Origin of the sequence: Methylobacterium sp. ap11 (assembly GCF_900110515.1) — a bacterium.
Lineage (GTDB): Bacteria > Pseudomonadota > Alphaproteobacteria > Rhizobiales > Beijerinckiaceae > Methylobacterium > Methylobacterium ajmalii.
This window is the reverse complement of sequence record NZ_FOEB01000005.1, coordinates 204,631-230,648: the sequence shown is the minus strand read 5'-3', so window position 1 is coordinate 230,648 and position 26,018 is coordinate 204,631. Positions and strand designations below refer to the sequence as shown.

Genomic DNA, 26,018 nt, shown 5'->3' with positions numbered 1-26,018 from the left:
CCCCTACTCGCCCCAGCCGCGGACGGCCGCGCCGCCGAACACGACCCGATCGCGCAAGGGCGGCCGCGACAGGCCGGAGAGCATCGGCCCGCCGCCGCTCGCCGCATCGAGCGCCGCCAGGTGCTCGGGCGAGAGCGCGAGGGTCAGCGCCGCAGCGTTGTCGCTCACCTGATCGGCCCGGCTCACCCCCATCAGGGTCGAGGCGACGCCCGGCCGGCCGATCACCCAGGCGAGCGCCACCCGGGCCGGCGTCTCGCCCGCCTCGGCGGCGACGCGCTTCAAGACCTCGACGATGTCCCAGTTGCGCGCGGTGAACAGGCTGTCGCCGAAGGGGTTGTCGCCGTCGAGGCGCTTGTCGTCGGCCGGGCGTGCGGTCTCGGCCGCCGCGGCCTCGTTCGGCACGCCGTCCCGGCGGCGCGAGCCGGCCTCGACCGCGGCGCGGTCGTACTTGCCGGTCAGGAGCCCGTAGGCGAGCGGGCTCCACGGCACGAGGCCGAGGCCGGCCGACCGGGCGAAGGGCAGGTGCTCCCGTTCCGCCCCGCGCTCGACCAGGCTGTAGAATTCCTGCAGTCCGACCGGCATCGGCCGGCCGCGCAGCCGCGCCATGGTGGCGATCTCGGCCGCGTACCAGGCCGGGGTGTTGGACAGGCCCCAGTAGCGGATCTTCCCGGCCCGGATCAGCGCGGTCATCGTCTCCAGGAGTTCCTCGGCTGGGGTGATCCCGTCCCAGACATGCACCCAGTAGAGGTCGATGAAGTCGGTGCGCAGCCGCGCGAGCGACCGGTCGAGGGCGGCGCGGACGTGGCGCACGCCGTTGCCGCCGGCATGCGGGCCCCGCCCGGTCGCGAACCCGGATTTCGTCGCAATCACCAAGCGGTCGCGCAGGCCGGCCTCGGCGACGAACCGGCCGACCATCTCCTCCGACCGGCCGCCGGCATAGACGTCGGCGGTGTCGATGACGTTGCCGCCGAGGCCGACGTAGCGGTCGAACACCGCGCGGCTGCCGGCCTCGTCGAGACCCCAGCGCGGCGTGCCGAAGGTCATGGTGCCGAGCGCGAGCGGGCTGACGAGCAGCCCGGAACGGCCGAGGGCGCGAAGCGAGTGGAGGTCCATCGGGAAGAATCCTGTCTCGTCGGGGCGGGGCATCCGAGGGATCGCCGCTCGGAGGGCTGCCCCCGAGATGGACCGGGTCCGGCCTGCGGATTAGACGGGGCTGACCGCACGGGTTGCTGAAGGATTCTCAGCAGTGGATCGTGATCTCTGGTCCGGGCTCGCCGCCTTCGCGGCCATCGTCGAGGCGGGCAGCTTCGCCCGGGCGGCCGTCCGGCTCGGCCTGTCGGCCTCCGCGCTCAGCCATTCCATGCGGTCCCTCGAGACGAAGCTCGGTGTGCGGCTCCTCGACCGGACCACCCGCTCGCTGGCGCCGACGCAGGCCGGCGCGGACCTGCTGCTGAGCCTGCGCCCCGCCATGGCGGCGGTCGAGGAGGCGCTCGGCGGCCTGGACGCCGCCCGCGCCCGGCCCGCCGGCCGCATCCGGGTCAATGCGCACCGCACGGCGGCCGTGCACGTCGTGCTGCCGCGCCTGCCCGCCTTCGCGGCCGCCTGCCCGGACGTCTCGGTCGAGCTCGTCGTCGACGACGGCCTGACCGACATCGTGGCCGAGCGGTTCGATTGCGGGGTCCGGCACGAGGTCGCGCTGCAGCGCGACATGATCGCGGTCCGCATCAGCGCGGCCGTACCGCTCGTCTTCGTCGCCGCCCCGGCCTACCTGGCGTCCCACGGCGGCGTGCGGGAGCCGGGGGATCTCGGCCGGCACCGCTGCCTGTGCTACCGCTACACCTCGTCGGGCACGGTCCACGTCTGGGAGTTCGTGCGGGACGGGCACCGGTTCGAGCGCGCGGTGCCCGGCGCCTTCGTCACCAACGACGTCGGGGTCATGGGGGATGCCGCGCTCGCCGGCCTCGGCGTCGCCTGCCTGCCGCTCGCTTGCGTCGAGGACGGAATCGCGGCCGGCGCCCTCGTCGAGGTGCTGGCCGGGTGGGCGCCGGTCCTGCCGCCCAACCACCTGTACTACCCGAGCCGCCGCCAGCCGAGCGCCGCGTTCCGGGCCTTCGTCGAGGCGATGCGCGCCCGACCCGACGCCTACCGGCTCCGGAGGTAGGCGAGCATCGTCCCGGCATCCGAGACCGTCAGGCCGACGCCCGGCGGGTCGTCGCGAAAACCCGGCTCGACGAACATCTTGGCGATCCGGCCGTCCTCGACATGCATGGAGTAGCGCCAGCTGCGCATCCCCATGCCCTGGCGGCCGCGTTTGACCAGCATGCCCATCTGGCGCGTGAAGTCGGCATTGCCGTCGGGCAGCATGAACACCTTCTCGATGCCCTTGGACTTCGCCCATTGGAACATCACGAAGGCGTCGTTGACCGACAGGCAGATCACCTGGTCGATGCCGAGGGCGGAAAAGGCGTCGGCATGCTGCTCGTAGCCCGGCAGGTGGTCGTCCGAGCAGGCCGGCGTGAAGGCGCCGGGGAGCGCGAACAGCACGACGCTGCGCCCGCCGAACACTTCGGCGGTGGTGAGGTCTTTCCACTCGAACGGGTTGGGGCCGCCGAGGGCGTCGTTCCTGACGCGGGTGTGGAAGGTCACATCCGGGACGGTGGCGGGCGGCATCGGAACCTCGCGGGCTGGAGAGGTGGAAAACGGATCGCGTACGACTGAAACGCGCGCCGCAAGATTAGCCCCGGAAACCCTCCGCCGCCACGGCAAAACCGGCCCGCCGCGTCAGATCGGGCCGGTCTCTTGGGAACACCCTCCCGGATGCAGGCAAGTCGGGCCCAGGCATCGGCAGCGCCCTTGCCCGAAGATCGGACGGGACCATGCCACTCCCACCGTTCACGCGATCGTTCCGTAAGGATCCCGCGACAAAGTCGCGCTCCGGGAAGTCGTGCACTATCCTTTAGGGTCGGTTGATATCCTTCGCCCGTGCCTATCTGGTCAGGCGGATAGAGGCCTGACCGCGTGTCGCGAGGCTGAGCCAGCGGCTAGGAGGCCCCGGATGGTGGATATATCGGAGAAGCCGGACCTCGGCGGGCTGGGGCCGGCCGTGACCTCGCGCGGGCCGCGCGCCGTGAACGACACTCATTCCGACATCTTCTTCGCCGCCGTCGAGACGACGCGGATGCCGATGATCGTGACCGATCCGCACCAGCCGGACAACCCGATCATCTTCGCCAACCAGGCCTTCCTGCGCATGACCGGCTACACGCCGGAAGAGCTCGTGGGCACCAATTGCCGATTCCTGCAAGGACCGGAGACCGATCGCGAGACGGTGGCCGAAGTGCGCCGCGCCATCGCCGAGCGCAAGGAGATCGCCACCGAGATCCTGAACTACCGCAAGGACGGTTCGACCTTCTGGAACGCGCTGTTCGTCTCGCCGGTCTACGACAAGAAGGGCGACCTGGTCTACTTCTTCGGCTCGCAGCTCGACGTGTCGCGCCGGCGCGACGCCGAGCTGGCGCTGCACCAGGCCCAGAAGATGGAGGCGTTGGGCCAGCTCACCGGCGGCATCGCCCACGACTTTAACAACCTCCTCCAGGTCATCAGCGGCTACACCGACGTGGTGCTGGCGCTGGCCGAGCACCCGACGATCGACGTGACCCGGCTTCTCGGCGCCGGGGCGGCGATCCGCGCCGCGACCGACCGGGCGGCACGGCTCACCCACCAGCTCCTCGCCTTCGCCCGCAAGCAGCGCCTCGACGGGCGGGCGCTCAACCTCAACAACCTCGTGCGCGGCATGAACGAGATCACCGGGCGCACGCTCGGCGACCACGTCGTGATGCGGACCGACCTGTCGCCCGAGCTCTGGAACTGCCGCATCGACCCGACCCAGGCCGAGGTGGCGCTCCTCAACGTGCTGCTGAACGCCCGCGACGCGATGCCGGGCGGCGGCACCGTGACGATCAAGACCGAGAACCTGACCATCGACGACGAGATGGGCCTTTTGCTGATGGTGCGGCCGGGCCCCTACGCGGTGGTGCAGGTGCAGGATACCGGCCTCGGCATGCCGGCCGAGATCCTGGCCCGGGTGATGGAGCCGTTCTTCACCACCAAGGAGGAGGGCCGCGGCACGGGTCTCGGCCTCGCCATGGTGTACGGCTTCGCCAAGCAGTCCGGCGGCACCGTGCGGATCACCTCCGAGGTCGGCCGCGGCACCACCGTGCGGCTGCTCTTCCCGGCCACCGACCAGGTCGTCACCGCCGAGCGCCGCCCGGCGCCGCGGGCCGTCGACCGCAGCGGCACCGAAACCATCCTGGTGGTCGACGACCGCCAGGACGTCGCCGACACCGCCAAGGTGATCCTGCAGGATTTCGGCTACACGGTGCTCGTCGCCCACGACGCCCGGCAGGCGCTCGACCTCCTCGACGAGAGCGAGAAGGTCGATCTCCTGTTCTCCGACCTGATCATGCCCGGGGGCATGAACGGCGTGCTCCTCGCCCGCGCCGCCCGCGAACGCCAGCCCCGCATCCGGGTGCTGCTCACCACCGGCTACGCCGAGGCCTCGATCGAGCGCACCGATGCCGGCGGCAGCGAGTTCGAGATCATCAACAAGCCCTACCGCCGGATGGAGCTGGCGCGCCGGGTGCGGCTGGCGCTCGACGGGCCGACGGGGGTGGGGTAGCGACCCCCGCGCGCACGGTCGCAGGGCCGGCCCGGTGCCGGGCCGGCTTGCGCTCGGGGCGCCTCGTCAGAGCGTCTTGGCGAGGTGGACCGCGACGCCGCCCCGGAACGGCTCCTCGCGCTCGACGACGAAGCCCGCCCGCCGGTAGAACTCGACGTTGCCGGCGAAGGCCGGGTTCGTCACCAGCTTGATCGCACCGTGCCCGAGCGAGCGGGCGACGTCCTCGACCCGCCGCAGCATCGCCCGGCCGAGGCCCTGGCCGTGATGGGCGGGGGAGACCGCCAGGTTCTGGACCCAGAGATGGTCGGGCCGGGGGATCGTCTCGACCAGGGCGACGAGCGCGCCGTCCCGCTCCAGCAGGTCGAAGCGGTGCAGGCGGACGGCCTGCGCGTAATCGGCCGTCATCGGCACGGGCTCCCGGCCGATCGCCGGCACCCACTTCGCGTAGGCCGCCCGCACCAGGGACCGGATCGCCGGGACGTCCGCCCTCGTCGCGGGGCGCAGGGTCCCGAGGGCGAGCGCGTCCGGCGGGGTCGCGACGGCCGTCACCTCGACCTCGACCAGCGCATCCGGCCGCGCCAGGCCCGCGACGACGAGGACGGTCACGGCGGCGGGCGTGTCGGAGGCCCAGCGCGCCCGCCGCATCTCGCCGAGCCCCGGAAGATCGCCGGAGCGGGTGAGGAAGAACGTCGCCTTGGCAATGTCGGGCCGTCCCATCCCGGCCGCCGCGAGCAAGGCCTCGACGTTGTCCATCGCCTGCGCGAGCTGCCCGGCGAAATCCTCGCGCATCCGCCCGTCCGGCGCGACGCCAAACTGTCCGGACACGAAGAGGCTGCGGCCTGCCGGGGCCTCGGCGGCGTGGGTGTAGATCGTGCGGAACGGCTCCGGCACGGTCCAGACGCTCGGCGGGTTGATGGTCTTCACGGGTGTTCGCCTTCTTGCGCCCCGGCCCCGAGGGATCGGGCTCCACCGCACGGGGCAGGTGACGCCCCGCCGCGCTCACGGCCGCGAGGCTCGGGAGGACGCGATCCGGTGTGGGTGCAAGCGAGCAGCGCGAAGGCCGCTCAAGCTGGCGAGGAGCTACACGCCCCCGTCACGCCGACCGCGTCGAACGCAGCGTCGGCCTCGGACGGTCATCGTCGGGCGGGTCGGGCTCATGCGATGACGCTACGGGAGATTGTCGACGAGGGCAACGGAAACCCGGGTGCGGCGCGCACCCATTGTCAGAAGCTGTAGCCGACGCGCAGGCGCATCTGGTGCCGGTCGAAGCTCGACAGGTCGAGGGGGCCGGGCGCGTCGACCGCCCGCCCGGCGACCTGGACGCCCCAGGTGAACGAGGCCCAGGCCCGCGGCGACAGGGTCGCGTAGAGGGTGGGCCCGAGATAGACCGCCTCGCCGACGAGCCGGCCGAGGGCCGGGCCCTCGTAGGCCCGGGCGTAGCGAACCTCGGCGCCGGCGAAGAGGCCGGGCGAGACCCGGTAGGACAGCGCCCCGGACGCCTCGAGGCCCGATCCGAGCACCTGCTCGTCCGTGGCCTTCGGCCGGGTCGACGAGACGGCGAAGCCGAGATTGACCGCGGCGACCAGGGTTCCGGGGATCAGCTCCCGGTCGGCAAGCAGGGCGACATCGGTCCCGAAGCTGCGTGCCGGCGCGCCGGAGCCGCCATCGACGGTGCCGTAGCCCGGCACGATGCCGAGCGTCAGGCCGAACGGCGCGGCGCGACGGTCCATCAGGCGCAGGCGGGTCTCGAGGAAGCCGCCGTTGATGCCTCCGGTGGTCCGGGCCGGGGCATCCGGCGCCCCGATGTCATGCCCGATGTTATGGGCGCTGAAGGTGAGGCCCGGCGCGAGGCGGAAGTCGTTCGTCAGCGGCACCTTCACGGCGAGGCCGCTGTCGACGGCGAGGAAGCGGCCGAGGCGCCGGCCGAGCCGCCCGCTCGTCTCCCATTCGAGCTCCGCCTCGCCGGGCACGCCGAGGTCGCTGCCCTCGGTGAAGCCGAACAGGTGCTCGCTGTCGAGGTCGCCGGGGGTCAGGTTCTCGGCGGCGGTGGGCAGGGACTGGGCGCGGGCGGGCGAGCCCGCCATCCCGGCCGCGAGGCAGGCTAGGATGAAGCGGGGCAGGACGAAACCTGCGATGCGGAAGGGAAGCGGGACACAGGTATGGCGCATCGCAACGGCTCATCATTATAGCTGTTGCTATAATTGATAGGCACGACCATTCCGCTCGTCAACGCCGTCCTGACAGGCAGAATCGCGGGTGCCGCGCGCCGTGCGGAGACCCGCCGCCGCGTGATGCCGCCTGGCAAGGCTCGGCTCGAATTCAAGGTCTATCCGGCCCCCTGCGACGAGAAACGACGCCCGACGGAATGTCGCGCTCCGCCGCGCGCAGTCACGCGATTCGCCCAGGAACCCGCATCCCGATCATATGTTATCGAGACACTCACCGCGGTGCGCCGCATATCACGGGAGATACGGATATGGCCGACAATAAGCAGCAGTCTCAGTCGCACAATACTGACGACAACGGTCGCCATAACCACAAGAATCCCGATGCGCCGAACCAGGGCACCGTCCAGCATTCGGATGACGGCCGGCTGAAGGAGAACCGCGACAAGGGCATCCATCGCGGCGACAAGGAATAAGCGTCGAGACCGACCGGAGCAGGAGGGCCGCCGAAAGGCGGCCCTCTCTTTTTTGGCACCGGCCTGCGTGACCGGAAGCGAGGGCCTCGCCCTCACCCTTCGGGCCGGCCGTCGCGCCAGGGGCGCAAGGCGTCGGGAATGCGGAAGTCCCGCGGCACCGCGAAATCGCGGGCGGCGCCGTGGGCGGCGGCAAGGCCGCGGGGAAAGCCGCTGCGGTGGTGGTACTCGTAGGTCCCGGGCGGCGGCAGCCGCTTGTCGGCGGTCAGCCCCTGGACGCAGACGACGTCGGCGAGCGTCACCCCGGCCACCGCCGCGGTGGCGAGCGCCAGGGTGCCGGCGCGGGGATTGTCGCCCTCGAAGCCGGTCGCCAGGGTAGCGAGGTCGAGGGCGTCGCCCGCGACCCGGCCCCAGATCCACGGCGTCGGATCGTGGCTCATCAGGATCGCCGCGCCGGTGGCGACCTCGCGGGCGCCGTAGGCCTGGACCAGGGCCTCGCGGCCCTCCATCCCGAGCGCCCGGCACAGGGCCCGGGGCGCCAGGATCTCGGCGAGGCCGAGGCCGATCGAGAACCAGCCGAGGCCGCGGGCGAGCGCGTCGTGCGCGGAGCGGGAGCGGGGGTCGACGGAGCGGTTGGTGCGCGCGTGGTTCATGGTTTTCCCGCTCACGGCTTGATCACCACCTTGATGCAGCCGTCCTGCTTGTCGCGGAACGTGCGGTACATCTCCGGTCCCTGCTCGAGGCCGACCGTGTGGGTGATGACGAAGGACGGGTCGATCTGGCCCTCCTCGATCCGCCGCAGGAGGTCGTCGCTCCAGCGGTTGACGTGGGTCTGGCCCATCCGGAAGGTCAGCCCCTTGTTCATCGCCGCGCCGAACGGCACCTTGTCGATCAGGCCGCCATAGACGCCGGGGATCGACAGCACGCCGGCCGGCCGGCAGGCCATGATCATCTGGCGCAGCACGTGCGGCCGGTCGCTCTCCAGCATCACCGCCTGCTTGGCGCGGTCGTAGATCGCATCGAGCGAGGTGGTGGCGTGGGCCTCCATCCCGACCGAATCGATGCACTTCTCCGGTCCCTTGCCGCCGGTCATGTCGTTGAGGCGCGCCACGACGTTCGGTTCCCGGTCGAGGTCGATCGTCTCGGCGCCGCCGGCCCGCGCCATGGTGAGGCGCTCGGGCACCCGGTCGATCGCGATGACGCGCCGCGCCCCGAGCAGGATCGCCGAGCGGATCGCCATCTGGCCGACCGGGCCGCAGCCCCAGATCGCCACCGTGTCCTCCGGCTGGATGTCGCACTGGACCGCCGCCTGCCAGCCGGTCGGAAAGATGTCGGAGAGGAAGAGCAGCGTCTCGTCGGAGAGGCCGCGCGGCACCTTGATGTGGGTGGCGTCCGCGAAGGGCACCCGCAGGTATTCGGCCTGGCCCCCGGCATAGCCGCCGGTGAGATGGGTGTAGCCGAACAGGCCCGCGGTGGTGTGGCCGAAGGCGGCTTCGGCGAGCTTGGCGTTGCGGTTGGTGCGCTCGCAGACCGAGAAGTTGCCGCGCTTGCACTGGTCGCACTGGCCGCAGATGATCGTGAACGGCACGACGATCCGGTCGCCGACCTTGAGCGCCTTGTTGTCCCGCCCGACCTCGACCACCTCGCCCATGGTCTCGTGGCCCATGATGTCGCCCGACTTCATGCCCGGCATGACATGGTCGTAGAGGTGCAGGTCGGAGCCGCAGATGGCGCAGGCGGTGACCTTGATGATCGCGTCGCGCCCGTCCTCGATCGTCGGATCGGGAACGGTGTCGCACCGGATATCCGCGGTGCCGTGCCAGACGAGGGCCTTCATGCCGATCGGTCTCCGAGGCGCGTGCCGCGGAGGGCCGGGATTGGCGGTCCGCGCACGGGCCGCCCCGGCTCGAGATACATATACCCCCTACCGGTAAGCGGCGATGCCCGGACAACCGATCAACGTTGGCGCCGTTCCGTGAGACCCCCGCATCATTCGCCGCCGTGGTCACCGGCTCGGCGACAAGAGCGATTCAAGACCAATAAGCTGAGCGAGAGCACCCGGCGCAGATCATGGGATCGACAACGCGGTCCGTCACCGGCCCGTCCCACTCCCCAACCTCATCCTGAAGTGCGACCAAAGGGAGCCTCGAAGGAGGGCTCCAGGGATCTCGGGGATTTCTGGAGCCCTCCTTCGAGGTCGGTCGATCTTCGATCGACCAACACCTCAGGACGAGGTTGCAGATGGGATAGCCCTATGCCGACAAACAGCACACCATTGCCGTGTACCGTGCGTGCAACTCTGCTTAGAGGCTATCCTACTTGGACCTACTGCCGCGCTTCGTCTCCTGGTGGAGAAGCTTGGCATTATGGCATAGCCTCTTAGCGCGGCCTGGGCGCCGCGCCGCCGCGGCGCAGCTCCAGGGTGGCCCAGCCCTCGATCAGCCGGCGCCGGCGCAGGCGGAAGCCCTGCGCGGCATAGGCCGAGAGCACGCCCGGCACGTCGCGGGGGATCAGGCCCGACAGGACCAGCGTGCCGTCCGTCGCCACCGCGCGGGCGAGGCTGGGGGCGAGGCCGCGCAGCGGCCGGGCCAGGATGTTGGCGAAGACGAGGTCGTAGCCGCGGGCGACCCGGGCGAGCGGGTGGCGCAGGCCCGGCGCCTCGTAGAACGCCATCAGGTTGGCCATGCCGTTGAAGGCGGCGTTGGTCCGGGCGGTCGCCACCGCCTCCGGGTCGAGGTCGCCGGCGATGACCCGGCTGTGCAGCAGGCGCGCGGCGGCGAGGCCCAGGATGCCGGTGCCGGTGCCGACGTCGAGGACGCGCTGGGGCCGGCGGCGCTTGACCTCGTCGACGAGGGCGAGGAGGCAGCCGAGCGTGGTGCCGTGGTGGCCGGTGCCGAAGGCGAGCGCCGCCTCGATCTCGATCGGCAGGTCGTTCGGCTGGACCCGGCCGCGGTCGTGCGAGCCGTGGACCAGGATGCGGCCGGCGCGCACGGGCTTCAGCCCCTCGAGGGAGGCGCGGACCCAGTCCTGCTGGTCGATCGCCGCGAAGACCGCCTCGTCGGCGGCGTCGCCGAGGATCGGGCGGATCAGCTCGCGCACCGCCTCCTCGTCGGGCTCCTCGGAGAAGTAGGCCTCGAGGTGCCAGGTCTTTCCGTCCTCGGCCTCGAAGGCCGCGACCGCGGTCTCGGTCGGGTCGAAGACCTCGCCGATCAGGTCGGTCATGGCGCGGGCCGCGCGCTCGCTCGTGTCGAGACGGAGCACGTGGGTCGGGCGGTGGGGCGGCAGGCCTTCGAGCATGCCCGCGCCAATAGCATCCGCGCCGCCCGCCGTCACCGCCCCGTCACGCCCCTCCGGCAAGAGGGCGCCGCGGCCGGCCCACCGGCTGCCCCGGCCCGCCGTGGCACTCACGCCACACTCGCCCTGCCCCTGCGGAAGATCCGCCTGTCGCGACGGAACCGCAGCACCGGGTCGGCGTTCATAGCGGCGCCGGTCGCCAGAAACCGGCCGTCGAAGGATCGTGCGATGCGTACCCGACTCCGCGAGCAGGTCGAGCCGGAAGTTTCCGCAGAGACCGCTCACCCCTCCGCCCGGCCGGCTCCCGCCCGGGATGCCGCCCCCTGGCGCCGCGCGGCGCCGCTCACCGCCGAGGATACGGCCCTGCCGGGCCGCATGCTCATGCTGCTCAGCCGGCTCCATCGGAGCGAGCTGGAGCTGAAGGCGCAAGCCGAGCAGGCCGACGCCGCCGGCCGGGGCGCCTGAGACCCAGGCTCCCGCAGGGCCCTAGGTGACCTCCCGCAGGGCCCTGGGTGACCTCCCGCAGGGCCCTGGGTGACCTCCCGCAGGGCCCTGGGTGACCTCCCGCAGGGCCCTGGGTGACCTCCCGCAGGCCCCCGGGCGACCTCCCGCAGGCCCCCGGGCGACCTCCCGCAGGGCCCCGGGCGACCGCGCGACGGTCACCCGGGGCCCTGCGGGAGGTCGCCCGGCTCCCGTTCTTCAGGCGCCGAGGCGCGAGCCCAGGCGGGCATCCGGCACGTAGCCGCGGTTCCAGGTCGGGCTGATCACCACCTCGTTGAGGCAGACGTGCCGGGGGCGCGTCGCGACGAACAGGATCAGCGCCGCCATGTCGTCGGGCTGGAGCATGCGGGCGCGGTCCTCGGGCGTCACCGGCACCGGGCGCTTGTCGAGGATCGGGGTCGCGACCTCGGCCGGGCACAGGACCGTCGAGCGGATCCCGTTGACGCATTCCTCCATGTTGATGCTGTGGCTCATCGCCACCACGGCGTGCTTGGCCGCCGTGTAGGCCGGCCCGCTCACCGGGCTGACGAAGCGCCCGGCCCAGGAGGCGGTGTGGATGAGCACGCCGTCGCCCTGGGCGCGCATCAGCGGCAGCACGGCGAGCGAGGCGTAGAACGCGCTCGACAGGTTGGCGGCGATCACCTCTTGCGCGCCCTGCGGCGACAAGGCGTCCCAGCGCCGCTCGCGCACGTTGCTGCCGGCATTGCTCACCAGCACGTCGAGGCGGCCGAAGCGCTCGCCGATCCGCGCGACGATGGCGCCGACGCGGGCCGCGTCGGTCACGTCGCCGACCTCGACCTCCGCCGCGCCGCCGGCCGCGGCGATGCGCGCGGCGAGGTCTTGCAGCGGTTCCTGGCGGCGCCCGGTGAGGACCACCCGGGCCCCCGCGCCCGCGAGGGCCAGCGCCGCCGCCTCGCCGATGCCGCTGCCCGCGCCCGTCACCCAGGCAACCTTGCCCGCCAGGGATCCTGCGAGCGGCTGGCCCGCGCGTTCGTCCGTCATGTCCGTCTCCTCCCGTCCTGGCGCGGGAGGCCGACGGCTCCCGCCATGGGCGGCGTCGCATTCGCGCTCCCGCCCGGGGCCCTGTCTGCCAAGCCTCCGGCGCCCAGCGCAAGACCCGGCGCAAGAGCGGAGGCCGGGATATCGGAGCCGGGACGGCGGCCGCGACGTTCGAGGCACGCGAGAGGATTCGGAGAGGCGGCGCCGAGGATGACGCGCGGGGTCTCTCCCCGCAAGCCGCGGGGCGACCGGGGACGGCATCGAGATGAGAAGGAGTGCGGGCCAGGCTCTTCGCCGCCGACGGGGAGCGGAGGGTAACCCACGCCCTGCCTGTCGCTGCTGTCCGCGAACCGGCCGGGCGCAGGAGACGGCTTGGCCCGACCAGGGAACCGGCCTCGTCAGTGCAGGTAGCCGAGGAAGAACAGGATCAGGATGATCGGCAGCGGTATGCCGATCAGCCAGAGCAATCCGCCTTTCATCATCGTCGCCTCCATCGCTCCACGATACTCACATGGAGTAACAATGGGCGGGCAGCTGCCCCGGTTCCGGCTTCAAGGCAAGGTTCTGCCACGCTCGGCGCGATGGGATCGATCCTCTCGACAGGGCCACGCCAGCAGAATTAAGCTCCGGCATACGATGGGGCACGAGATGAGGATCGAGTCGTCGATCCAATGCCCCTCGTCGGCAGGACGCCGTCATCGCTGGGAACGCGACATGGCCGAGATCAAGATTGTCGCGGGCAGTTGCGGGAAGGGACGCGGACAGTATGAGGCCGGCGTCTTCACGACCCCGGACGGGATCGAGCGTGGCGTTGACACGGTCGTCACCATCGAGTCGCATGGTGGCGTAGCGGGTGAGCGTGGCTGGGGCGAGCAAGTACTGACCGGCCTCAAGGGCAGCCTGGGCCTGGCATCGACGCTGGACCTGACCGGTGCTGCGGGCTTGGCGGCCTCGGCCTTGGCGGCGGTCGAGGCGGACGAGAGCCAGCCCAAGGCCCTGGTCGAGATCGCCTTCGCGGATGGCGGCTTCGTCGTCGCCCTCGCGGATACGCGGCTGGCCGCCCTGGTGATCCATGACCGCGACGTGCTGCGCGTCGGTTTCGCGCGTGCGGCCCTGAGGGTCGCGGCCCTCCCCGTCCCCGAGGCTCAGGCCGGCCATGCACTGCAAGTGGCAGGCGACGCGGTCCAGGCTGCCGCCGAGGCCGCCAGCGCCGGCTTCGCTTCCGCGTTCGGCGTCGTGCGTCGGTCGATCCGCCTGGAGCGGGGCTGAGCAGGCAGTCACGCCGCCCGCTCGACCCCGTCGGTGCCCGGGGCGATGCCGACCCGGTCGCGGCCGCGCGCCTTGGCGTCGTAGAGCGCCGCGTCGGCGCGGGCGATCGCCGCGTGGATGTCGGGATCCTCTCCCACGACCATCGCGACGCCGATGCTGACCGTGACCGCGATCGTGCCGCCCGGATGGGTGACCGTCGTCTCCCGCACCGCCGCGCACAGGCGCCCGGCGATCAGCACCGCCTCGGCGGAGCCGAGGCCGACGAGCAGGACCACGAATTCCTCGCCGCCGAAACGGGCCACGGTGTCGGAGCCGCGCACCGCCTCCGCCAGCAGGGCGCCGACATGGCGGATGACCGCGTCGCCGGCATCGTGGCCGTGCTCGTCGTTGACGCGCTTGAAGTGGTCGATGTCGATCACGAGCACCGCGGCGCCGCGGCCGCTGCGGCCGCTGGCGAAGGCCTCCTCGGCCGGCACGACGAAGCCGCGGCGGTTGAGGAGCCCGGTGAGCATGTCGGTCCCGGCGACCTGGCGCAGGGCCTCGATCTGGCGCCGGTAGAAGGCGGCGACGCGGGTCGAGCGGTCGGTGGCGTCGCTCAGCTCGCGCTCGGCGGTGCCGATCCGCCGCAGGAGCGCCTGCAGGGAGGCGGACAGTTCGCGGAACTCCCGGGCGTGATCGAGGTGCGGCAGGGTGGTGGCGTCGGGCTCGCGGCCGATCCGGTCGGCCGCCGCGGTCATCCGGCGCAGCGGGGCGGCCACGCCGCGGCCGAGGCACCAGGCCAGCACGACGCCGACCAGGGCCACGGCGGCGCCGAGGGCGAGGAGCGGCCGGATCGACTGGTGTACCGGGGCGAGGATCCGGGCCTGCGGGCGGGTCGCAACCACGATCCAGCCGAGGGCGGGATCGCCGCCGGCGATCTCGGCCCGTTCGCCCTTGGCCGCCGAGGCGAAGCCGGCCCGCATCGCCTCGCCGCCGAGTTCTACCGCGAAGGTGCCGCTGCCGCGCTCGACCATGCCGCCGGTCCGGGCCGGGCCGAACGGCACCGCACCGACCTCGGGCCCGAGCAGCACGTGGCCGCGCCGGTCGAGCACCCACAGTTCGGTGCCGGGGGCCGCCGTCTCGAGCAGGCGCCTGCGGACGCGGGAGGCCCAGTCCCAGCTCAGGTGCCCGCCGAGGACGCCGATGACGGTACCGGCGGCGTCGCGCACCGGGGCGGCGAGGTCGACGAGGCGCAGCGGCTCGGGACCGGCGCGATGGAGGAGGCGGTTCAGCAGGACCGCCTCGTGGACGTCGCCGACATTGGGCTGGGTCAGGCCGGCCTCGAACCAGGTCCGGCCGTTCAGCGCCACGCCTTCCAGCATCCCCTCCGTGCCGATCGTCACGCGGCCGTCGGCGGCGACGAAGCCGAGCCAGGCATAGTCCGGGGCGGTCGTGCGCATCGCCGCGAGGACGCCGCGGGCGGCCGCCGGGTCGGCGGTCCAGCGCTCGCGCAGGAGCGCGAGGCCGGCCACGACCTGGATCTCGCGAAAGCGTTCGCGCAAGGTGGCGTCGAGGCTCTCGGCCATGCCGCCGGCGAGGCGTTCGAGACGGTCCTCGGCCAGCCGCACGGCGCTGCGCCGCTCGAGCCAGATCGCCCCGCCCACCGTCGCCCCCACGAGGGCGAGGCAGAGCAGCCCGACGAGGGCGGCGAGCTGGTGCTCGAATCGCAACCGGTTCCTGAACGACAAGAGAGGGACCTCCACGGCGGAGGCCCGTTCTCGCCGGTCCCTCGAAACGATCGGTGCAGCCGATCGTTCACATTTGAACGATTTTCACGCCGACGGATCGAAGGCCGACAGCTCCACCGCCGGCAAGCGGCCGCGGCTGTGCTGGCGCCGCTCCTGCGCACCGCGCTCGGCGGCGTCGGTGAGCTGGGTGATCAGGGCGCCGGCGGCCCCGAGGGGGATCAGCAGGAAGACCGTGCCGCCGTCCGGGCCGCTCACCTCGGCCGCCAGGGTATCGCCGCCGTCGATCGTGCTGACGGCCGTGATGCTGGTGATCGCGAGGACCCGGGGTCGTGCGTCGTCGGTCATGTCCGCCACTCCTGCGGCATTGAATGCCACGAAAGCGGCTGTCGGCAATTTCTAACACGTCAGAAGTTGAAGAAAATCCGCCCGCATTGGCAGAGTCTCGCCCTAATCCGATTGGCCAAGCCAATTGGGTGCGGGAAAAAGTCCCGCACTCGGTCGCGCGTCACGGCGCCGGGCAGGCGAGGCCGGCCCCGTCGGCCCGCGGCACCTGCGGGTAGGCGCAGACCGGGCGCGACCACAACGCCGACCCGCCGGCATCGCGCTTCGTCGCCACGAGTTCGCGCGGCGCCTCGCCGGCCTCGACCCAGCGCTCGAGCGCGGTCAGGGGATCGATCCCGGTGTCGGCAATGCCCGGCCCCTCGGTGCCGATGCCGCAATGGTCCATGCCCGGCACCATGAACAGGCGCGCGGTCTGGCCCAGGGCGTCGAGGCCGCCCGCACCTTTCGCCAGCGCCTCGTAGAAGGCGACCGTCATGAACGGCGTCACCAGGGAATCGGCCCAGCCGTGATAGATCAGGAGCTTGCCGCCGGCCTCGCGAAAGGCCGAGAGGTCGGCGGCCGGGCGCACCGTCGCGCTCGCCGGATCGTAGGTGGCGGCGTTGTAGGTCTGCGCCTGCGGCGCCAGCCGCGCCGGGTCGGCGGAAAAGTCGAAATCCGTCACCCGGTAGCCCGGCCCGGGCGAGGGCCAGAACGCCATGTAGCGCAGGAAGTCGCCGGCAAAGAGCGGCAGGATCGCCGGCGCGTTGCCGAGCCCCGTGAGCCAGCGCGGCCAATGCGCCTCCGAGCCGAGCGGGATGCCGCCCGGATAGAGGGCGCGGCCGGAGGCGTCGGTCGGGCCGGCGTACCACGTCTCCAGCACCCCGATCTCGGCCTCGCTCAGGCATGCCTGCGCGCCGCCGCCGGTGCAGCGCAGCGACGCGGGCTCGAAGCGGCATTGCCGCGGGTCGGCGACGAGGCCGCCCTGCTCCTTGGCCCCGCAGGCGGCGGCGACCGCCTCGGTCACGAGCCTGGCCCGCGCCGTCGTCAGGATCGGCTTGCCGTCCGGGCCGGTATTGGCCTTCGCCACCCAGGCAAAGCCGGTGGCGACGAGGCCGGTATAGTCGAGGGCCGGCGCCCCGCTGATGATCCCGTCGAAGTCCTTCGGGTATTTCAGCGCCTCCATCGCCGCCATGCGGCCGCCGGTGGAGCAGCCGGCGAAGTAGGATTTCCGTTGCGTCCGGTCGTAGAAGGCCCGCACCAGCACCTTGCTGACCCGGGCGGTCTCGGTCACGGCGCGCTGGCCCCAATCCATCCGGGCGACGAGGTCGCCAGCGGCCCAGCGTCCGTCGGCCGAGCCGGTGCCCCAGTGGCCCCCGTCCATCGTCGAGGCGGCGTAGCCCCGGCGCAGGCCGTAATTCATCGCGTTGGTGAAGCCGGGCGCGTCCGACAGGAGCGTGCCGCAGAAGCCGCCGCAGCCGGTGCCGTAATACTTGCCGTTCCAGTCTCGCAGCGGCAGCCGCACCTCGAAGCTGATCGCCGGCCGCACCGTGCCGAGCACCCGGCAATAGGCCGGCAGGTCGCCGGAAGCCGGCACCTCAGCGGCGGAATGGAGGTTCACCGCCTCGATCCTGAGATTGGCGAGCGCGCCGCACTCTCCGGCGAGCGCCGGCGCCGCCATCAGGCCGGCCAAGAGCCCTGCCGAGAGCCCTGCCGAGAGCCCTGCCGCGATTCCGAAACTCCGCCCCATCGGTCCCCTCCCCGCTTTTCGGCGAGCTTAGCGGCAACCTCTTGCGCCGTCGCCGGGGGAATGCGCTACACCGGCCGCCAGAAAACGAGACACCAGGGCGGAACGCGCGATGGCAGGCACCACGGCCGGCAGTGGGTTCGAGGATTTCGGCAGCTACGATTACGTCGTGGTCGGGGCGGGCTCGGCGGGCTGCGTGCTCGCCAACCGCCTCTCGGCGGATCCGCGCCGGCGGGTGCTGGTGCTGGAGGCGGGCGGGCGCGACAACTGGATCTGGTTCCACATCCCGGCCGGCTACCTCTTCGCCATCGGCAACAAGCGGGCGGACTGGCTGTTCACCACCCAGGACGAGGCCGGCCTGAACGGGCGCCGGCTCGCCTATCCTCGAGGCAAGGTCATCGGCGGCTCCTCGGCCATCAACGCGATGATCTACATGCGCGGCCAGGCCGCCGATTACGACGGCTGGCGCCAGCTCGGCCTCGCGGGCTGGGGCTGGGACGACGTGCTGCCCTACTTCCTCAAGCACGAGGATCACATCGCGCCGCCCAACAGCTTCCACCGCTCCGGCGGCGAATGGCGGGTCGAGCCGCCGCGGATCCGCTGGGCGATCCTGGACGCGATCCGCGACGCCGCGGAGGCGGCCGGCATCGCCAAGATCCCCGACTTCAACACCGGCGACAACGAGGGCTCGTCCTACTTCCAGGTCAACCAGCGCCGGGGCCGGCGCTGGAGCGCGGCCCGCGGCTTCCTCAAGCCGGCCCTGAACCGCCCGAACCTGCGGCTCGAGACGGGCGTGCATGTCGAGCGGGTGGTGATCGAGGACGGCCGCGCCGTCGGCGTGACGTTCGAGCGCGGCGGGCGCCGCTACCTCGCCCGGGCGAACGGCGAGGTGGTGCTGTCGGCCGGCGCCGTCGCGACCCCGAAGCTCCTCGAACTGTCGGGCATCGGCGACGGGGCGCGGCTCCGGGGCCTCGGGATCGAGGTCGCGCATCACGCGCCGGGCGTGGGCGAGAATCTGCAGGACCACCTGCAGATCCGCCCGGTCTACAAGGTGACGGGGGTGCCGACCCTCAACCTGACCTACGCCAACCTGATCAAGCGCGGCTGGATGGGCGTCGAGTACGCGCTGTTTCGCACCGGGCCGCTCACCATGGCGCCGAGCCAGGTCGGGGTGTTCACCCGCTCCTCGCCCGATTACGCCACGGCGAACCTCGAATACCACTTCCAGCCGCTCTCGCTCGACAAGTGGGGCGAGGGCCTGCACCCGTTCGGCGCCTTCACGGCGAGCGTGTGCAACCTGCGCCCGTCGAGCCGCGGCAGCGTGCATGCCGGCAGCCCCGACCCCGCGGCGCCGCCGGAGATCCGGCCCAATTACCTTTCGACCGAGGAGGACCGCCGGGTGGCGGTGGATTCGCTCAAGCTCACCCGCCGCATCGTCGCCCAGGCGCCGCTCGCCCGCTACCGGCCGGAGGAGCACCTGCCCGGTCCCTCGATCGCCAGCGACGCCGACCTGCTGCAGGCGGCGGGAGACCTCGGCACCACGATCTTCCATCCCGTCGGCACCGCTCGGATGGGGGCCGACCACGATGCGGGCGCGGTGCTCGACGCGCGCCTGCGGGTGCGCGGGGTGCGGGGCTTGCGGGTCGCCGACGCCTCGGCGATGCCGCGCATCACCTCGGGCAACACCAACTCGCCGACGATCATGCTGGCCGAGAAGGGCGCCGCGATGATCCTGGAGGATGCCGGGTGACGGACTATTCGGCGGCGATCAGCACCGGGGCGGCGGCCGGGCGGCCCTGCGATAGGTAGATCAGGCAGGAGCAGCGCAGCAGCGAGGCGAAGTTCCGCACCTCGCCGTGGCGCTCCAGCACCTCGTCGTGCAGCTTGGTGGCGAACTTGGCGACGCTGAGACCCTCCTGGCGGGCGATCTCCTCCAGGATGGTCCAGAACGCGGTCTCGAGGCGAAGCGAGGTGCAGTGCCCGCCGATCCGCAGCGAGCGCGTCTCGTAGGCGTAGCGCTCCGGCGTCTGCTCGGCGAAGATCCGGCACATGGGGGCTCCTCCTCGTATCTGTTGCCGCGAGAGTACGGAGGCGGGGGCCGGGTCGGCAAGCCGCCGATGCGTCGCGGGCGAGGGGATCGCGGGGTTGCGATCGACGGGACATCCTGCGCGACGCATGCTCCGGCATTCTTCACGATGTCGATATATGCAGCGTCCGCGCTGACGCTGCGTTGAGAAAGAAACCCGAGCGGGAGGACATAGATGGCGGAGAGCATGACGGACGGGTTGATGCGCACGAAGCCCATCGACCGCCTGCGGCAGGATGCTGAAGGCAGCGGCCACGCCCTGGAGCGGACTATCGGGCCGCTCAGCCTGATTGGGCTCGGCATCGGGGCGATCATCGGCGCCGGGCTTTTTTCGCTCACCGGCATCGCGGCGGCGGAGAATGCCGGGCCGGCGGTGGTGATCTCGTTCGCCATCGCGGCGGTCGGCTGCGCGCTCGCCGGCATGTGCTACAGCGAGCTCGCCAGCATGATCCCGGTCTCGGGCAGCGCCTACACCTACGCCTATGCCACGATGGGCGAGTTCGTCGCCTGGATCATCGGCTGGGACCTCGTCCTCGAATACGCGGTCGGCGCCGCCACCGTCTCGGTGAGCTGGTCGAAATACGTCGCCAGCCTGCTCCAGGACTGGGGCATCACGCTACCGCCGCGGCTGCTGCACTCGCCGTTCGAGACGGTGCAGCTCGCCGACGGCACGAGCGTGCACGGCTTCGTCAACCTGCCGGCGGTGCTGATACTGTGCCTGATCTCGCTTCTGCTGATGCGGGGCGTGCGCGAATCGACCCGGGTCAACAGCGTGATCGTCGTGGTCAAGGTCGCGGTGGTGCTGGCGGTGGTCGGCGTCGGCCTGTTCTACGTCAAGGCCCAGAACTACGTGCCGTTCATCCCCGACAACACCGGCACCTTCGGCGAGTACGGCTGGAGCGGGATCATGCGGGCGGCCGGCGTGGTGTTCTTCGCCTATATCGGCTTCGATGCGGTCTCGACGGCGGCCCAGGAGGTGAAGAACCCGCAGCGCACGATGATGGTCGGCATCCTCGGCTCGCTCGCGGTCTGCACCGTGCTCTACATCGCCTTCGCGGCGGTGCTGACCGGTCTCGTCCCCTACGCGTCGATGAAGGGCGACGCCGCCCCGGTCGCCACCGCGATCAAGCAGACCCCGTTCCCCTGGCTCCAGACCCTGGTGACGCTCGGCGTGATCGCGGGCTTCACCACCGTGATGCTGGTGCTGCTCTACGGCCAGTCGCGGGTGTTCTACGCCATGGCGAACGACCGGCTGCTGCCGAAGTTCTTCGCGGCGATCCATCCGACCTGGCGCACGCCGTACCGCTCGAACCTGTTCTTCATGGTGTTCGCCGCGCTGCTCGGCGGCCTGACGCCGATCAGCACGCTCGGCCACATGACCAGCATCGGCACGCTGCTCGCCTTCATCATCGTATGCGCCGGCGTCGTCATCATGCGGCGCACCCACCCGGACGAGCCGCGCGGCTACCGCGTGCCGCTGGTGCCGATCGTGCCGGCGGCCGGCATCCTGGTCTGCCTCGCGATGATGCTGTCCCTCGACGGCGAGACCTGGCTGCGGCTGGTGGTCTGGCTGGCGATCGGGCTCGCGATCTATTTCGGCTACGGCCGGCGCCACAGCCGGGTCGGCCGCGACGCGGCGCGCTGATCGCCTTCCCCTGGCGGGACGGGCCGGGACCGGGCTAGAGCATTTTCCGACGAAGTGAATGCCGGTTCGTCGAAGAAAATGCAGCAAAATCAAAAACCTAGAGAGCTTCGCGATTGCAATGCGATCGTGAAGCGCTCTAGATCCCGGTTCGCACGCCAGGAGAGCATCATGGAGATCAACCGGAGCGGATCCCGCCCCTCGCAGGCGGGGTCCGCGGAGTACTTCACCGGCCGGGTGCGGATCGATCCGCTCATGAGCCCGGGCGAGCCGGCCCGGGTCGCCGGCGCCCACGTCACCTTCGAGCCGGGCGCGCGCACGGCTTGGCACACCCATCCCCTCGGCCAGACCCTCATCGTCACCGCGGGCCTCGGCTGGGCCCAGACCGAGGGCGGCGCGATCGCGGAGATCCGCCCCGGCGACGTGGTGTGGTTCGAACCCGGCGAGCGCCACTGGCACGGGGCGAGCGCCACGACCGGGATGAGCCACATCGCCATCCAGGAAAAACTCGACGGCAGCGCCGTGACCTGGCTCGAGCCGGTCACCGACGCCGAGTACGGCGCCCGCTAAGAGAGGAGACCACGCTCCATGCCGCACATCATCGTCAAGCTCTATGCCGGCCGCAGCGACGAGCAGAAGCAGCGCATCGCCGACGAGGTCACGAAGGCGATCATGACCGCCACCGGCTGCTCCGAGGGCTCGGTCTCGGTCGGCGTCGAGGACGTCGAGCCGAGCGCCTGGACCGCGTCCGTCTACGAGCCCGACATTGTCGCCAAGGCCGACACGATCCTGAAGAAGCCGGGCTACGCCCCGGCCTGACCGGAGACTCCACCCGGTATGAAAAAAACCGCGCTCCCGGGGGGAGCGCGGCCCGAACGTGCCGGGGCCCGCCAGAGCGGGCCCGTGCGCCCTGCCTTAGGACGCGGCGTCCTTGGCGGCGTTGGTCGCCTGGTCGGTGGCGCTGCGGGCGGCGTCGGTGCCCTTCTGCATCGCCTGGCGGGCCTGCTCGGCACCCTGCTGCATGGCCGAGCGGGCCTGCTCGGCGCTCTGCTGCATCGCCTGCTTGGCGTTCTCGGCGCTCTGCTGCATCGCGCTCTGGGCGAGGCCGCCGAACTCGCGGGCCTGGTTCTGCATCGCGGCGAACTGGCTGCGCACGAACTCGGCCTGATGCTGCATCGCCTCCTGGATGTCGCGCGAGCGGACGAGCTTCTGCGCGAGGTCGAACGCGGCGTTCACGTTCTGCTCGGCGAAGGAGAAGCCGCGGCCGGAAACGTCCTGGGCGTTGTTGCGCGCCATCTCGGCCGAGCCCTGGAGGGTGTCGGAGGTCTTGCGGGCCGCGCCGATGAAGGAGTCGAACGCCTTCCGGGCCTGCTCGACGCTCTTCTCCGCGAAATCGCGCATCTCGGTCGGGATCTCGTAGTTCGGGGTCTGGGTCATGTTCGTCTCCTCGTTTTTTGACGCGGCCCTCGGCGCGGCACTCTTGGAACCTTGCCGCAGCGCGGTCGGGACCCGGCACGTATTGTGCGCTGCACAATAGCACGCTTTGGGTGAAACGCCACCTTTCCGGGGTTCGTTAAGGTTGACGGCACGATAACGCAACGACTGCGCATTTCGTGCCGGTGCGGGACGATGTCAGTTGGGTTAAAGCGAAGAGGGTTCGGCCCGGATCTCGCAGGATCCGGCACGGTGAGGGGCGCCAAAGGAGTGGCAGTGGGTCGGGACGTGCTCTTCGAGACGACGATCGAGGCCCTGCGGGCCCATCCGGCCTTCGGTCAGCGAATCGCCGGAGCCGACCGCGCCGTCCTGCTGCTCGATCCGGGCGCCGGACGCGTGCTGTACGCCTCCCCGGCGGCGGCGTCCCTGCGCGACGTGATCGCCGATGCGGAGGGCCGGGTCGACCCGGCCCTCGACCTCGCGCGGCAGCTGCGCGGCGCCGCAGGCCTGCCCACCGGCACGGCGCAGCCGCGGCTGGAGCGCCTGCGCTTCGCCGCCGGCCGCCTCGCCCCGCCCCTGCTCTGCGCCTGCCTCCCGGCGCTCCTGCCGGACGGGACCACGGGCCTCGCCGTCGCGATCGTCGATCCCCTGCCCGCGCAACGCGGACGCCGGGCGGCGGCACGGGAATCCGGCGCGCCGGTTCCCGAGACGCGGGAACCCGTCACGCCCGCTCTCGCCGCCGCGCGGGAGCATCCCGCGCCCGAAGCCGCCGAGGCTCCGGTCGAGACCCCCGCATCGCAAACCCAACCTCACGTTCAGGCCGCCATCCAAGCCCCTATCCAAGCCCCCGAGGCCGGCCCCGCCCCGGCGGAGCCGCGGCCGGCCGCCGGTCCGGGCCTCCGCTTCCTGTGGCGCAGCGACGCCCACGGCCTCGTGATCGAGGCGACCGGACGCCTGTCCGAGACCGTCGGCGCCTCCCCGGTCGGCCAGAGCTGGGACGCGCTCCTCGCCGGGCCGGTCGAGGCGGAGCCGGCTCTCGCCGAGGCGCTGGCGCGGCAGCGCACCTTCCGGGCCGTGCCGGTGCGCTGGCGCCTCGCCGGGACCCGGCAGGCGGTGGCGGTCGACCTGTCGGGGGCGCCGCGGCTCGGCGCCGGCCGCAGCTTCGCGGGATTCAGCGGCTTCGGGGTCATCCATCCCGAGCGGATCGTGCCGGCGGCCGACCGGCCCGAGCCGGCGCCGCCCAAGCCGCCGCGCCCGAGCCTGCGCGAGCGCGCCGCCGCGGTGATCGCCGTCGGTCGCCACGCGCCCGGCGCGGACGCGCCGCCCCCCGGCCCCGCCCGGCCCCGCCCGGTCGCGGCCCCCTCTCCCGATGCCGCGCCGGGCGCCACCGCCGAGACGCCCGACCTCGCCTCGATCGCCGGGGCGACCATGGCGGAGTTCGCCGGCCTGATGGCGGTGCCGTTCGCCCAGCTCGGGATGAGCTGGGGCTTCGCCGGCAAGCCGTCCGTCCGGCCGGCCGGCGCCGCCCCGGTCCCGGCCGCCGCACCGGACCCGGGCGAGCCGGTCGCTCCGGCGCCGCCCTCCGACGAGACGACCGGCGCTCCGGCCGCGCCGGAGGCGTCCGGCGCGGACACGACGGACCAGGCGCTTCCCCACGACGGTACACCCACCGCCGAGGCGGCCGAATCGGACACCTTGCCGGACGCCTCCGAGGCGGCGGCCCCGACGGCGAGCGACTCGACACAGGCGCTCGCCCCGGAGGCACTCACCCCGGAGTCGACGGAGCCTGAATCTCCCGCCGCGCAGGCCGTCTCCGAGGCCGTCCGGCCCCCCGCCGACGAGGCATCCGGCGATGAGGCGTCCGGCGACGAGGCCTCGACCGCGCAGACGTCCACGCCGGACCTCACCGAGACGCCGGCCCCGGCGGCCGAGGATCCGGACTCCTCGGCGGATCGGGCGGCTCGGGACGAATCCCCCTCGGACGAGGAGACGCCGCACGCCGCCGCTCTCACCCTCAACGAGCACGCGGCGTTCCGCGAGATCGCCCGGGCGCTCGGTGCCCGCTTCGGTGGCGACCCGGGCGGCCTCGGGGGCGGAGCGCCGCCGCAGGGCTCGTCGGGGAGGGGCGCGGTGACGCCGTTCCGCGGGGCGCAGGCCCTCGCCCGCCTGCCCGAGCGCGGCACAGAGGCGGCGCTGGCCCGCCTCGTCGAGCGGCTGCCGGTCGGGATCCTGGTCCATCGCGGCGACGAGGTGCTGCTCGCCAACCGCCATCTCCTGGCGCTCGCGGAGTACGACACCCAGGAGGCCCTGGCGGCGGCCGGCGGCCCCGGGGCGATCTTTCGCGGCCGCGACCCGGCGGCGTCGGCGGCCGGCTCCGGCGAGGGTGCGCCGATCGTGCTGGCGACCGGGGCCGGCGGCAGCGTGCCGGTCGGCGTCAGCGTCGCGGTGGTGGAGTGGGACGGGGCGCCTGCCAGCGTCTTGACCGTCCGGCGCCTGCCCGATGCGGACCCGACCCAGTCCCTCGCGGCGGCCGAAGCCCACCTCGCCCACCGCGACGCGCATCTGCGCGAGACCACCGCGGTCCTCGACGCGGTCACCGACGGCGTGGTGGTGCTCGACGACGAGGGCCGCGTCGTCGGGATGAACCGGGGCGCGCGGGATCTCCTCGCCGCCGACCCCCGCGAGGTCGCGGGCGAGCCGCTGCTCGGCCTGTTCGCGCCCGAGAGCCGGCCGGCGGCCCAGGCCGCCCTCCTGCGGGCGAGCGCCGGCCAGACCGCCACCACCGGCGAGGAGGTGCTGGCGCGCGGGCCCGACGGCCCGCTGCCCGTCCTCCTCACCCTGGCCCCGGTGGCGACCGGAACCCAGCGCCGCGTCGCGGCCGTGCTGCGCGACGTCTCGGCGTTCCGGCGCACCGAGGCCGACCTGGTGCGGGCCCGGCGCGAGGCCGAGCGCGCCAGTGCCCAGAAATCCGACTTCCTCGCCACCATCAGCCACGAGGTGCGCACGCCGCTCAATGCCATCATCGGCTTTGCCGAGGTGATGCTGGAGGAGCAGTTCGGCCCCGTCGGCAACGAGCGCTACCGCGACTACCTGCGCGACATCCGCTCCTCGGGCGAGCACGTCGTCAGCCTGGTCAACGACCTCCTCGACCTCGCCAAGATCGAGGCCGGCCACCTCGACCTCGCCTTCGCGGGGCTTCCCCTCAACGACCTCGTGGCCGCGTCGGTCGCCCTGATGCAGCCCCAGGCCGCCCGGCAGCGGGTGGTGATGCGCACGAGCTTCGCCGCCGGCCTGCCGGCGGTGCTGGCCGACCAGCGCTCCCTGCGCCAGGGTGTGCTGAACGTGATCTCGAACGCGATCAAGTTCACCGATGCGGGCGGCCAGGTGATCGTCTCGACGGCGACGACCGACCGGGGCGGCGTGGCGCTCAGGGTGCGCGACACCGGCATCGGCATGAGCCCGGAAGAGGTCGAGGTAGCGCTTCAGCCGTTCCGCCAGGTCGCCACCGCACAGACCCGCCGCGGCGGCGGCACCGGCCTCGGCCTGCCGCTCACCAAGGCCCTGGTCGAGGCCAACCGCGCCACGCTGCACCTGACCAGCCGCAAGGGCGAGGGCACCCTCGTCGAGGTGCTGTTTCCGGCAGGCCGCGTGCTCGAAGCCTGAGGCCTCCCGCGGGCGGGGGGCC

23 protein-coding genes are annotated in these 26,018 nt (G+C 72.3%); 10 read left to right on the top strand and 13 right to left on the bottom strand.

Annotation, left to right across the window (positions count from 1 at the left end; all coding sequences use genetic code 11):
• Nucleotides 1–3: 3 nt before the first annotated feature.
• A complete protein-coding gene (locus BMX97_RS09505) occupies nt 4–1,146 on the bottom strand; it encodes an aldo/keto reductase (RefSeq protein WP_244538356.1) in 1,143 nt (380 codons plus the stop codon).
• A gap of 100 nt (nt 1,147–1,246) precedes the next feature.
• On the opposite strand from BMX97_RS09505, the gene BMX97_RS09500 reads away from it, so the two are divergent.
• The gene (locus BMX97_RS09500; protein ID WP_091748550.1) at nt 1,247–2,161 is read left to right on the top strand and encodes a LysR family transcriptional regulator; all 915 of its coding nucleotides are present in this window, start codon (nt 1,247–1,249) and stop codon (nt 2,159–2,161) included.
• Here BMX97_RS09500 and BMX97_RS09495 read toward each other — a convergent pair.
• Nucleotides 2,143–2,670 (bottom strand): peroxiredoxin, encoded by a 528-nt coding sequence (locus BMX97_RS09495; protein WP_091748547.1) that lies wholly within the window; start codon nt 2,668–2,670, stop codon nt 2,143–2,145. The genes BMX97_RS09500 and BMX97_RS09495 overlap by 19 nt on opposite strands.
• Nucleotides 2,671–3,055: 385 nt before the next feature.
• On the opposite strand from BMX97_RS09495, the gene BMX97_RS09490 reads away from it, so the two are divergent.
• Nucleotides 3,056–4,678 (top strand): hybrid sensor histidine kinase/response regulator, encoded by a 1,623-nt coding sequence (locus BMX97_RS09490; RefSeq protein WP_091748544.1) that lies wholly within the window; start codon nt 3,056–3,058, stop codon nt 4,676–4,678.
• 66 nt (nt 4,679–4,744) lie between these two features.
• Here BMX97_RS09490 and BMX97_RS32785 read toward each other — a convergent pair whose 3' ends face one another.
• Together BMX97_RS32785 and BMX97_RS09480 are read right to left on the bottom strand one after the other, a co-directional pair.
• Entirely contained in the window at nt 4,745–5,602 is an 858-nt protein-coding gene (locus BMX97_RS32785; protein WP_244538355.1) for a GNAT family N-acetyltransferase, read from the bottom strand.
• 299 nt (nt 5,603–5,901) lie between these two features.
• The gene (locus tag BMX97_RS09480; protein ID WP_091748538.1) at nt 5,902–6,846 is read right to left on the bottom strand and encodes a hypothetical protein; all 945 of its coding nucleotides are present in this window, start codon (nt 6,844–6,846) and stop codon (nt 5,902–5,904) included.
• A gap of 308 nt (nt 6,847–7,154) precedes the next feature.
• On the opposite strand from BMX97_RS09480, the gene BMX97_RS32780 reads away from it, so the two are divergent.
• Nucleotides 7,155–7,319 carry a hypothetical protein gene (locus BMX97_RS32780; RefSeq protein ID WP_177202169.1) on the top strand — a complete coding sequence of 55 codons (165 nt, stop codon included), beginning with the start codon at nt 7,155–7,157 and terminating at the stop codon, nt 7,317–7,319.
• Nucleotides 7,320–7,411: 92 nt separating this feature from the next.
• Here the strand turns inward: BMX97_RS32780 and BMX97_RS09475 are convergent, their stop codons facing one another.
• From BMX97_RS09475 to BMX97_RS09465, 3 genes are all read right to left on the bottom strand, one after another.
• Nucleotides 7,412–7,969 carry a cyclase dehydrase gene (locus tag BMX97_RS09475; RefSeq protein WP_091748535.1) on the bottom strand — a complete coding sequence of 186 codons (558 nt, stop codon included), beginning with the start codon at nt 7,967–7,969 and terminating at the stop codon, nt 7,412–7,414.
• An 11-nt stretch (nt 7,970–7,980) separates the two neighbouring features.
• Nucleotides 7,981–9,153, bottom strand: a complete 1,173-nt coding sequence (locus BMX97_RS09470) for a zinc-dependent alcohol dehydrogenase (protein ID WP_091748532.1) — start codon at nt 9,151–9,153, stop codon at nt 7,981–7,983.
• 542 nt (nt 9,154–9,695) lie between these two features.
• A complete protein-coding gene (locus BMX97_RS09465; RefSeq protein ID WP_060848130.1) occupies nt 9,696–10,613 on the bottom strand; it encodes a 50S ribosomal protein L11 methyltransferase in 918 nt (305 codons plus the stop codon).
• Nucleotides 10,614–10,838: 225 nt separating this feature from the next.
• Here BMX97_RS09465 and BMX97_RS09460 point away from each other — a divergent pair, with 225 nt between their 5' ends.
• Nucleotides 10,839–11,075 (top strand): hypothetical protein, encoded by a 237-nt coding sequence (locus BMX97_RS09460; RefSeq protein ID WP_091748529.1) that lies wholly within the window; start codon nt 10,839–10,841, stop codon nt 11,073–11,075.
• Between the two features lie 234 nt (nt 11,076–11,309).
• Here BMX97_RS09460 and BMX97_RS09455 read toward each other — a convergent pair whose 3' ends face one another.
• Nucleotides 11,310–12,113 (bottom strand): SDR family oxidoreductase, encoded by an 804-nt coding sequence (locus BMX97_RS09455; protein WP_091748526.1) that lies wholly within the window; start codon nt 12,111–12,113, stop codon nt 11,310–11,312.
• A 711-nt stretch (nt 12,114–12,824) separates the two neighbouring features.
• Here BMX97_RS09455 and BMX97_RS09450 point away from each other — a divergent pair.
• Nucleotides 12,825–13,379: a hypothetical protein gene (locus BMX97_RS09450; RefSeq protein WP_091748523.1), complete on the top strand. Its 555-nt coding sequence runs from the start codon at nt 12,825–12,827 to the stop codon at nt 13,377–13,379.
• 8 nt (nt 13,380–13,387) lie between these two features.
• On the opposite strand, the gene BMX97_RS09445 is transcribed toward BMX97_RS09450, so the two are convergent.
• From BMX97_RS09445 to BMX97_RS09435, 3 genes are all read right to left on the bottom strand, one after another.
• Nucleotides 13,388–15,106 (bottom strand): sensor domain-containing diguanylate cyclase, encoded by a 1,719-nt coding sequence (locus BMX97_RS09445; RefSeq protein ID WP_143074595.1) that lies wholly within the window; start codon nt 15,104–15,106, stop codon nt 13,388–13,390.
• An 84-nt stretch (nt 15,107–15,190) separates the two neighbouring features.
• The gene (locus BMX97_RS09440; protein WP_091748517.1) at nt 15,191–15,451 is read right to left on the bottom strand and encodes a hypothetical protein; all 261 of its coding nucleotides are present in this window, start codon (nt 15,449–15,451) and stop codon (nt 15,191–15,193) included.
• Between the two features lie 160 nt (nt 15,452–15,611).
• Nucleotides 15,612–17,174 carry a tannase/feruloyl esterase family alpha/beta hydrolase gene (locus BMX97_RS09435; RefSeq protein WP_091748514.1) on the bottom strand — a complete coding sequence of 521 codons (1,563 nt, stop codon included), beginning with the start codon at nt 17,172–17,174 and terminating at the stop codon, nt 15,612–15,614.
• 109 nt (nt 17,175–17,283) lie between these two features.
• Here BMX97_RS09435 and BMX97_RS09430 point away from each other — a divergent pair, with 109 nt between their 5' ends.
• A complete protein-coding gene (locus BMX97_RS09430) occupies nt 17,284–18,921 on the top strand; it encodes a GMC family oxidoreductase (protein ID WP_091748511.1) in 1,638 nt (545 codons plus the stop codon).
• 4 nt (nt 18,922–18,925) lie between these two features.
• Here BMX97_RS09430 and BMX97_RS09425 read toward each other — a convergent pair whose 3' ends face one another.
• Nucleotides 18,926–19,222 (bottom strand): ribbon-helix-helix domain-containing protein, encoded by a 297-nt coding sequence (locus BMX97_RS09425; RefSeq protein ID WP_048429858.1) that lies wholly within the window; start codon nt 19,220–19,222, stop codon nt 18,926–18,928.
• Between the two features lie 210 nt (nt 19,223–19,432).
• Between BMX97_RS09425 and BMX97_RS09420 the strand changes: the two genes are divergently transcribed.
• From BMX97_RS09420 to BMX97_RS09410, 3 genes are all read left to right on the top strand, one after another.
• Nucleotides 19,433–20,902, top strand: a complete 1,470-nt coding sequence (locus tag BMX97_RS09420) for an amino acid permease (RefSeq protein WP_091748508.1) — start codon at nt 19,433–19,435, stop codon at nt 20,900–20,902.
• A gap of 168 nt (nt 20,903–21,070) precedes the next feature.
• Nucleotides 21,071–21,469 (top strand): (R)-mandelonitrile lyase, encoded by a 399-nt coding sequence (locus BMX97_RS09415; RefSeq protein ID WP_091748505.1) that lies wholly within the window; start codon nt 21,071–21,073, stop codon nt 21,467–21,469.
• Nucleotides 21,470–21,487: 18 nt separating this feature from the next.
• Nucleotides 21,488–21,718, top strand: coding sequence for a tautomerase family protein (locus tag BMX97_RS09410; RefSeq protein WP_060848140.1), 231 nt, complete (start codon nt 21,488–21,490; stop codon nt 21,716–21,718).
• A gap of 96 nt (nt 21,719–21,814) precedes the next feature.
• Here BMX97_RS09410 and BMX97_RS09405 read toward each other — a convergent pair whose 3' ends face one another.
• Nucleotides 21,815–22,336 (bottom strand): phasin, encoded by a 522-nt coding sequence (locus BMX97_RS09405; RefSeq protein ID WP_060848141.1) that lies wholly within the window; start codon nt 22,334–22,336, stop codon nt 21,815–21,817.
• A gap of 273 nt (nt 22,337–22,609) precedes the next feature.
• On the opposite strand from BMX97_RS09405, the gene BMX97_RS09400 reads away from it, so the two are divergent.
• Nucleotides 22,610–25,996, top strand: coding sequence for an ATP-binding protein (locus tag BMX97_RS09400; RefSeq protein ID WP_244538354.1), 3,387 nt, complete (start codon nt 22,610–22,612; stop codon nt 25,994–25,996).
• Nucleotides 25,997–26,018 lie beyond the last annotated feature (22 nt).

Coding starts and splice junctions, on each gene's coding strand:
- BMX97_RS09440 (WP_091748517.1), bottom strand. CDS start 15,451: ATGACCGACGACGCACGACCCCGGGTCCTCGCGATCACCAGCATCACG.
- BMX97_RS32780 (WP_177202169.1), top strand. CDS start 7,155: ATGGCCGACAATAAGCAGCAGTCTCAGTCGCACAATACTGACGACAAC.
- BMX97_RS09480 (WP_091748538.1), bottom strand. CDS start 6,846: ATGCGCCATACCTGTGTCCCGCTTCCCTTCCGCATCGCAGGTTTCGTC.
- BMX97_RS09450 (WP_091748523.1), top strand. CDS start 12,825: ATGGCCGAGATCAAGATTGTCGCGGGCAGTTGCGGGAAGGGACGCGGA.
- BMX97_RS09435 (WP_091748514.1), bottom strand. CDS start 17,174: ATGGGGCGGAGTTTCGGAATCGCGGCAGGGCTCTCGGCAGGGCTCTCG.
- BMX97_RS09455 (WP_091748526.1), bottom strand. CDS start 12,113: ATGACGGACGAACGCGCGGGCCAGCCGCTCGCAGGATCCCTGGCGGGC.
- BMX97_RS09420 (WP_091748508.1), top strand. CDS start 19,433: ATGGCGGAGAGCATGACGGACGGGTTGATGCGCACGAAGCCCATCGAC.
- BMX97_RS09475 (WP_091748535.1), bottom strand. CDS start 7,969: ATGAACCACGCGCGCACCAACCGCTCCGTCGACCCCCGCTCCCGCTCC.
- BMX97_RS09405 (WP_060848141.1), bottom strand. CDS start 22,336: ATGACCCAGACCCCGAACTACGAGATCCCGACCGAGATGCGCGATTTC.
- BMX97_RS09460 (WP_091748529.1), top strand. CDS start 10,839: ATGCGTACCCGACTCCGCGAGCAGGTCGAGCCGGAAGTTTCCGCAGAG.
- BMX97_RS09490 (WP_091748544.1), top strand. CDS start 3,056: ATGGTGGATATATCGGAGAAGCCGGACCTCGGCGGGCTGGGGCCGGCC.
- BMX97_RS09495 (WP_091748547.1), bottom strand. CDS start 2,670: ATGCCGCCCGCCACCGTCCCGGATGTGACCTTCCACACCCGCGTCAGG.
- BMX97_RS09470 (WP_091748532.1), bottom strand. CDS start 9,153: ATGAAGGCCCTCGTCTGGCACGGCACCGCGGATATCCGGTGCGACACC.
- BMX97_RS09430 (WP_091748511.1), top strand. CDS start 17,284: ATGGCAGGCACCACGGCCGGCAGTGGGTTCGAGGATTTCGGCAGCTAC.
- BMX97_RS09425 (WP_048429858.1), bottom strand. CDS start 19,222: ATGTGCCGGATCTTCGCCGAGCAGACGCCGGAGCGCTACGCCTACGAG.
- BMX97_RS09410 (WP_060848140.1), top strand. CDS start 21,488: ATGCCGCACATCATCGTCAAGCTCTATGCCGGCCGCAGCGACGAGCAG.
- BMX97_RS09505 (WP_244538356.1), bottom strand. CDS start 1,146: ATGCCCCGCCCCGACGAGACAGGATTCTTCCCGATGGACCTCCACTCG.
- BMX97_RS09465 (WP_060848130.1), bottom strand. CDS start 10,613: ATGCTCGAAGGCCTGCCGCCCCACCGCCCGACCCACGTGCTCCGTCTC.
- BMX97_RS09415 (WP_091748505.1), top strand. CDS start 21,071: ATGGAGATCAACCGGAGCGGATCCCGCCCCTCGCAGGCGGGGTCCGCG.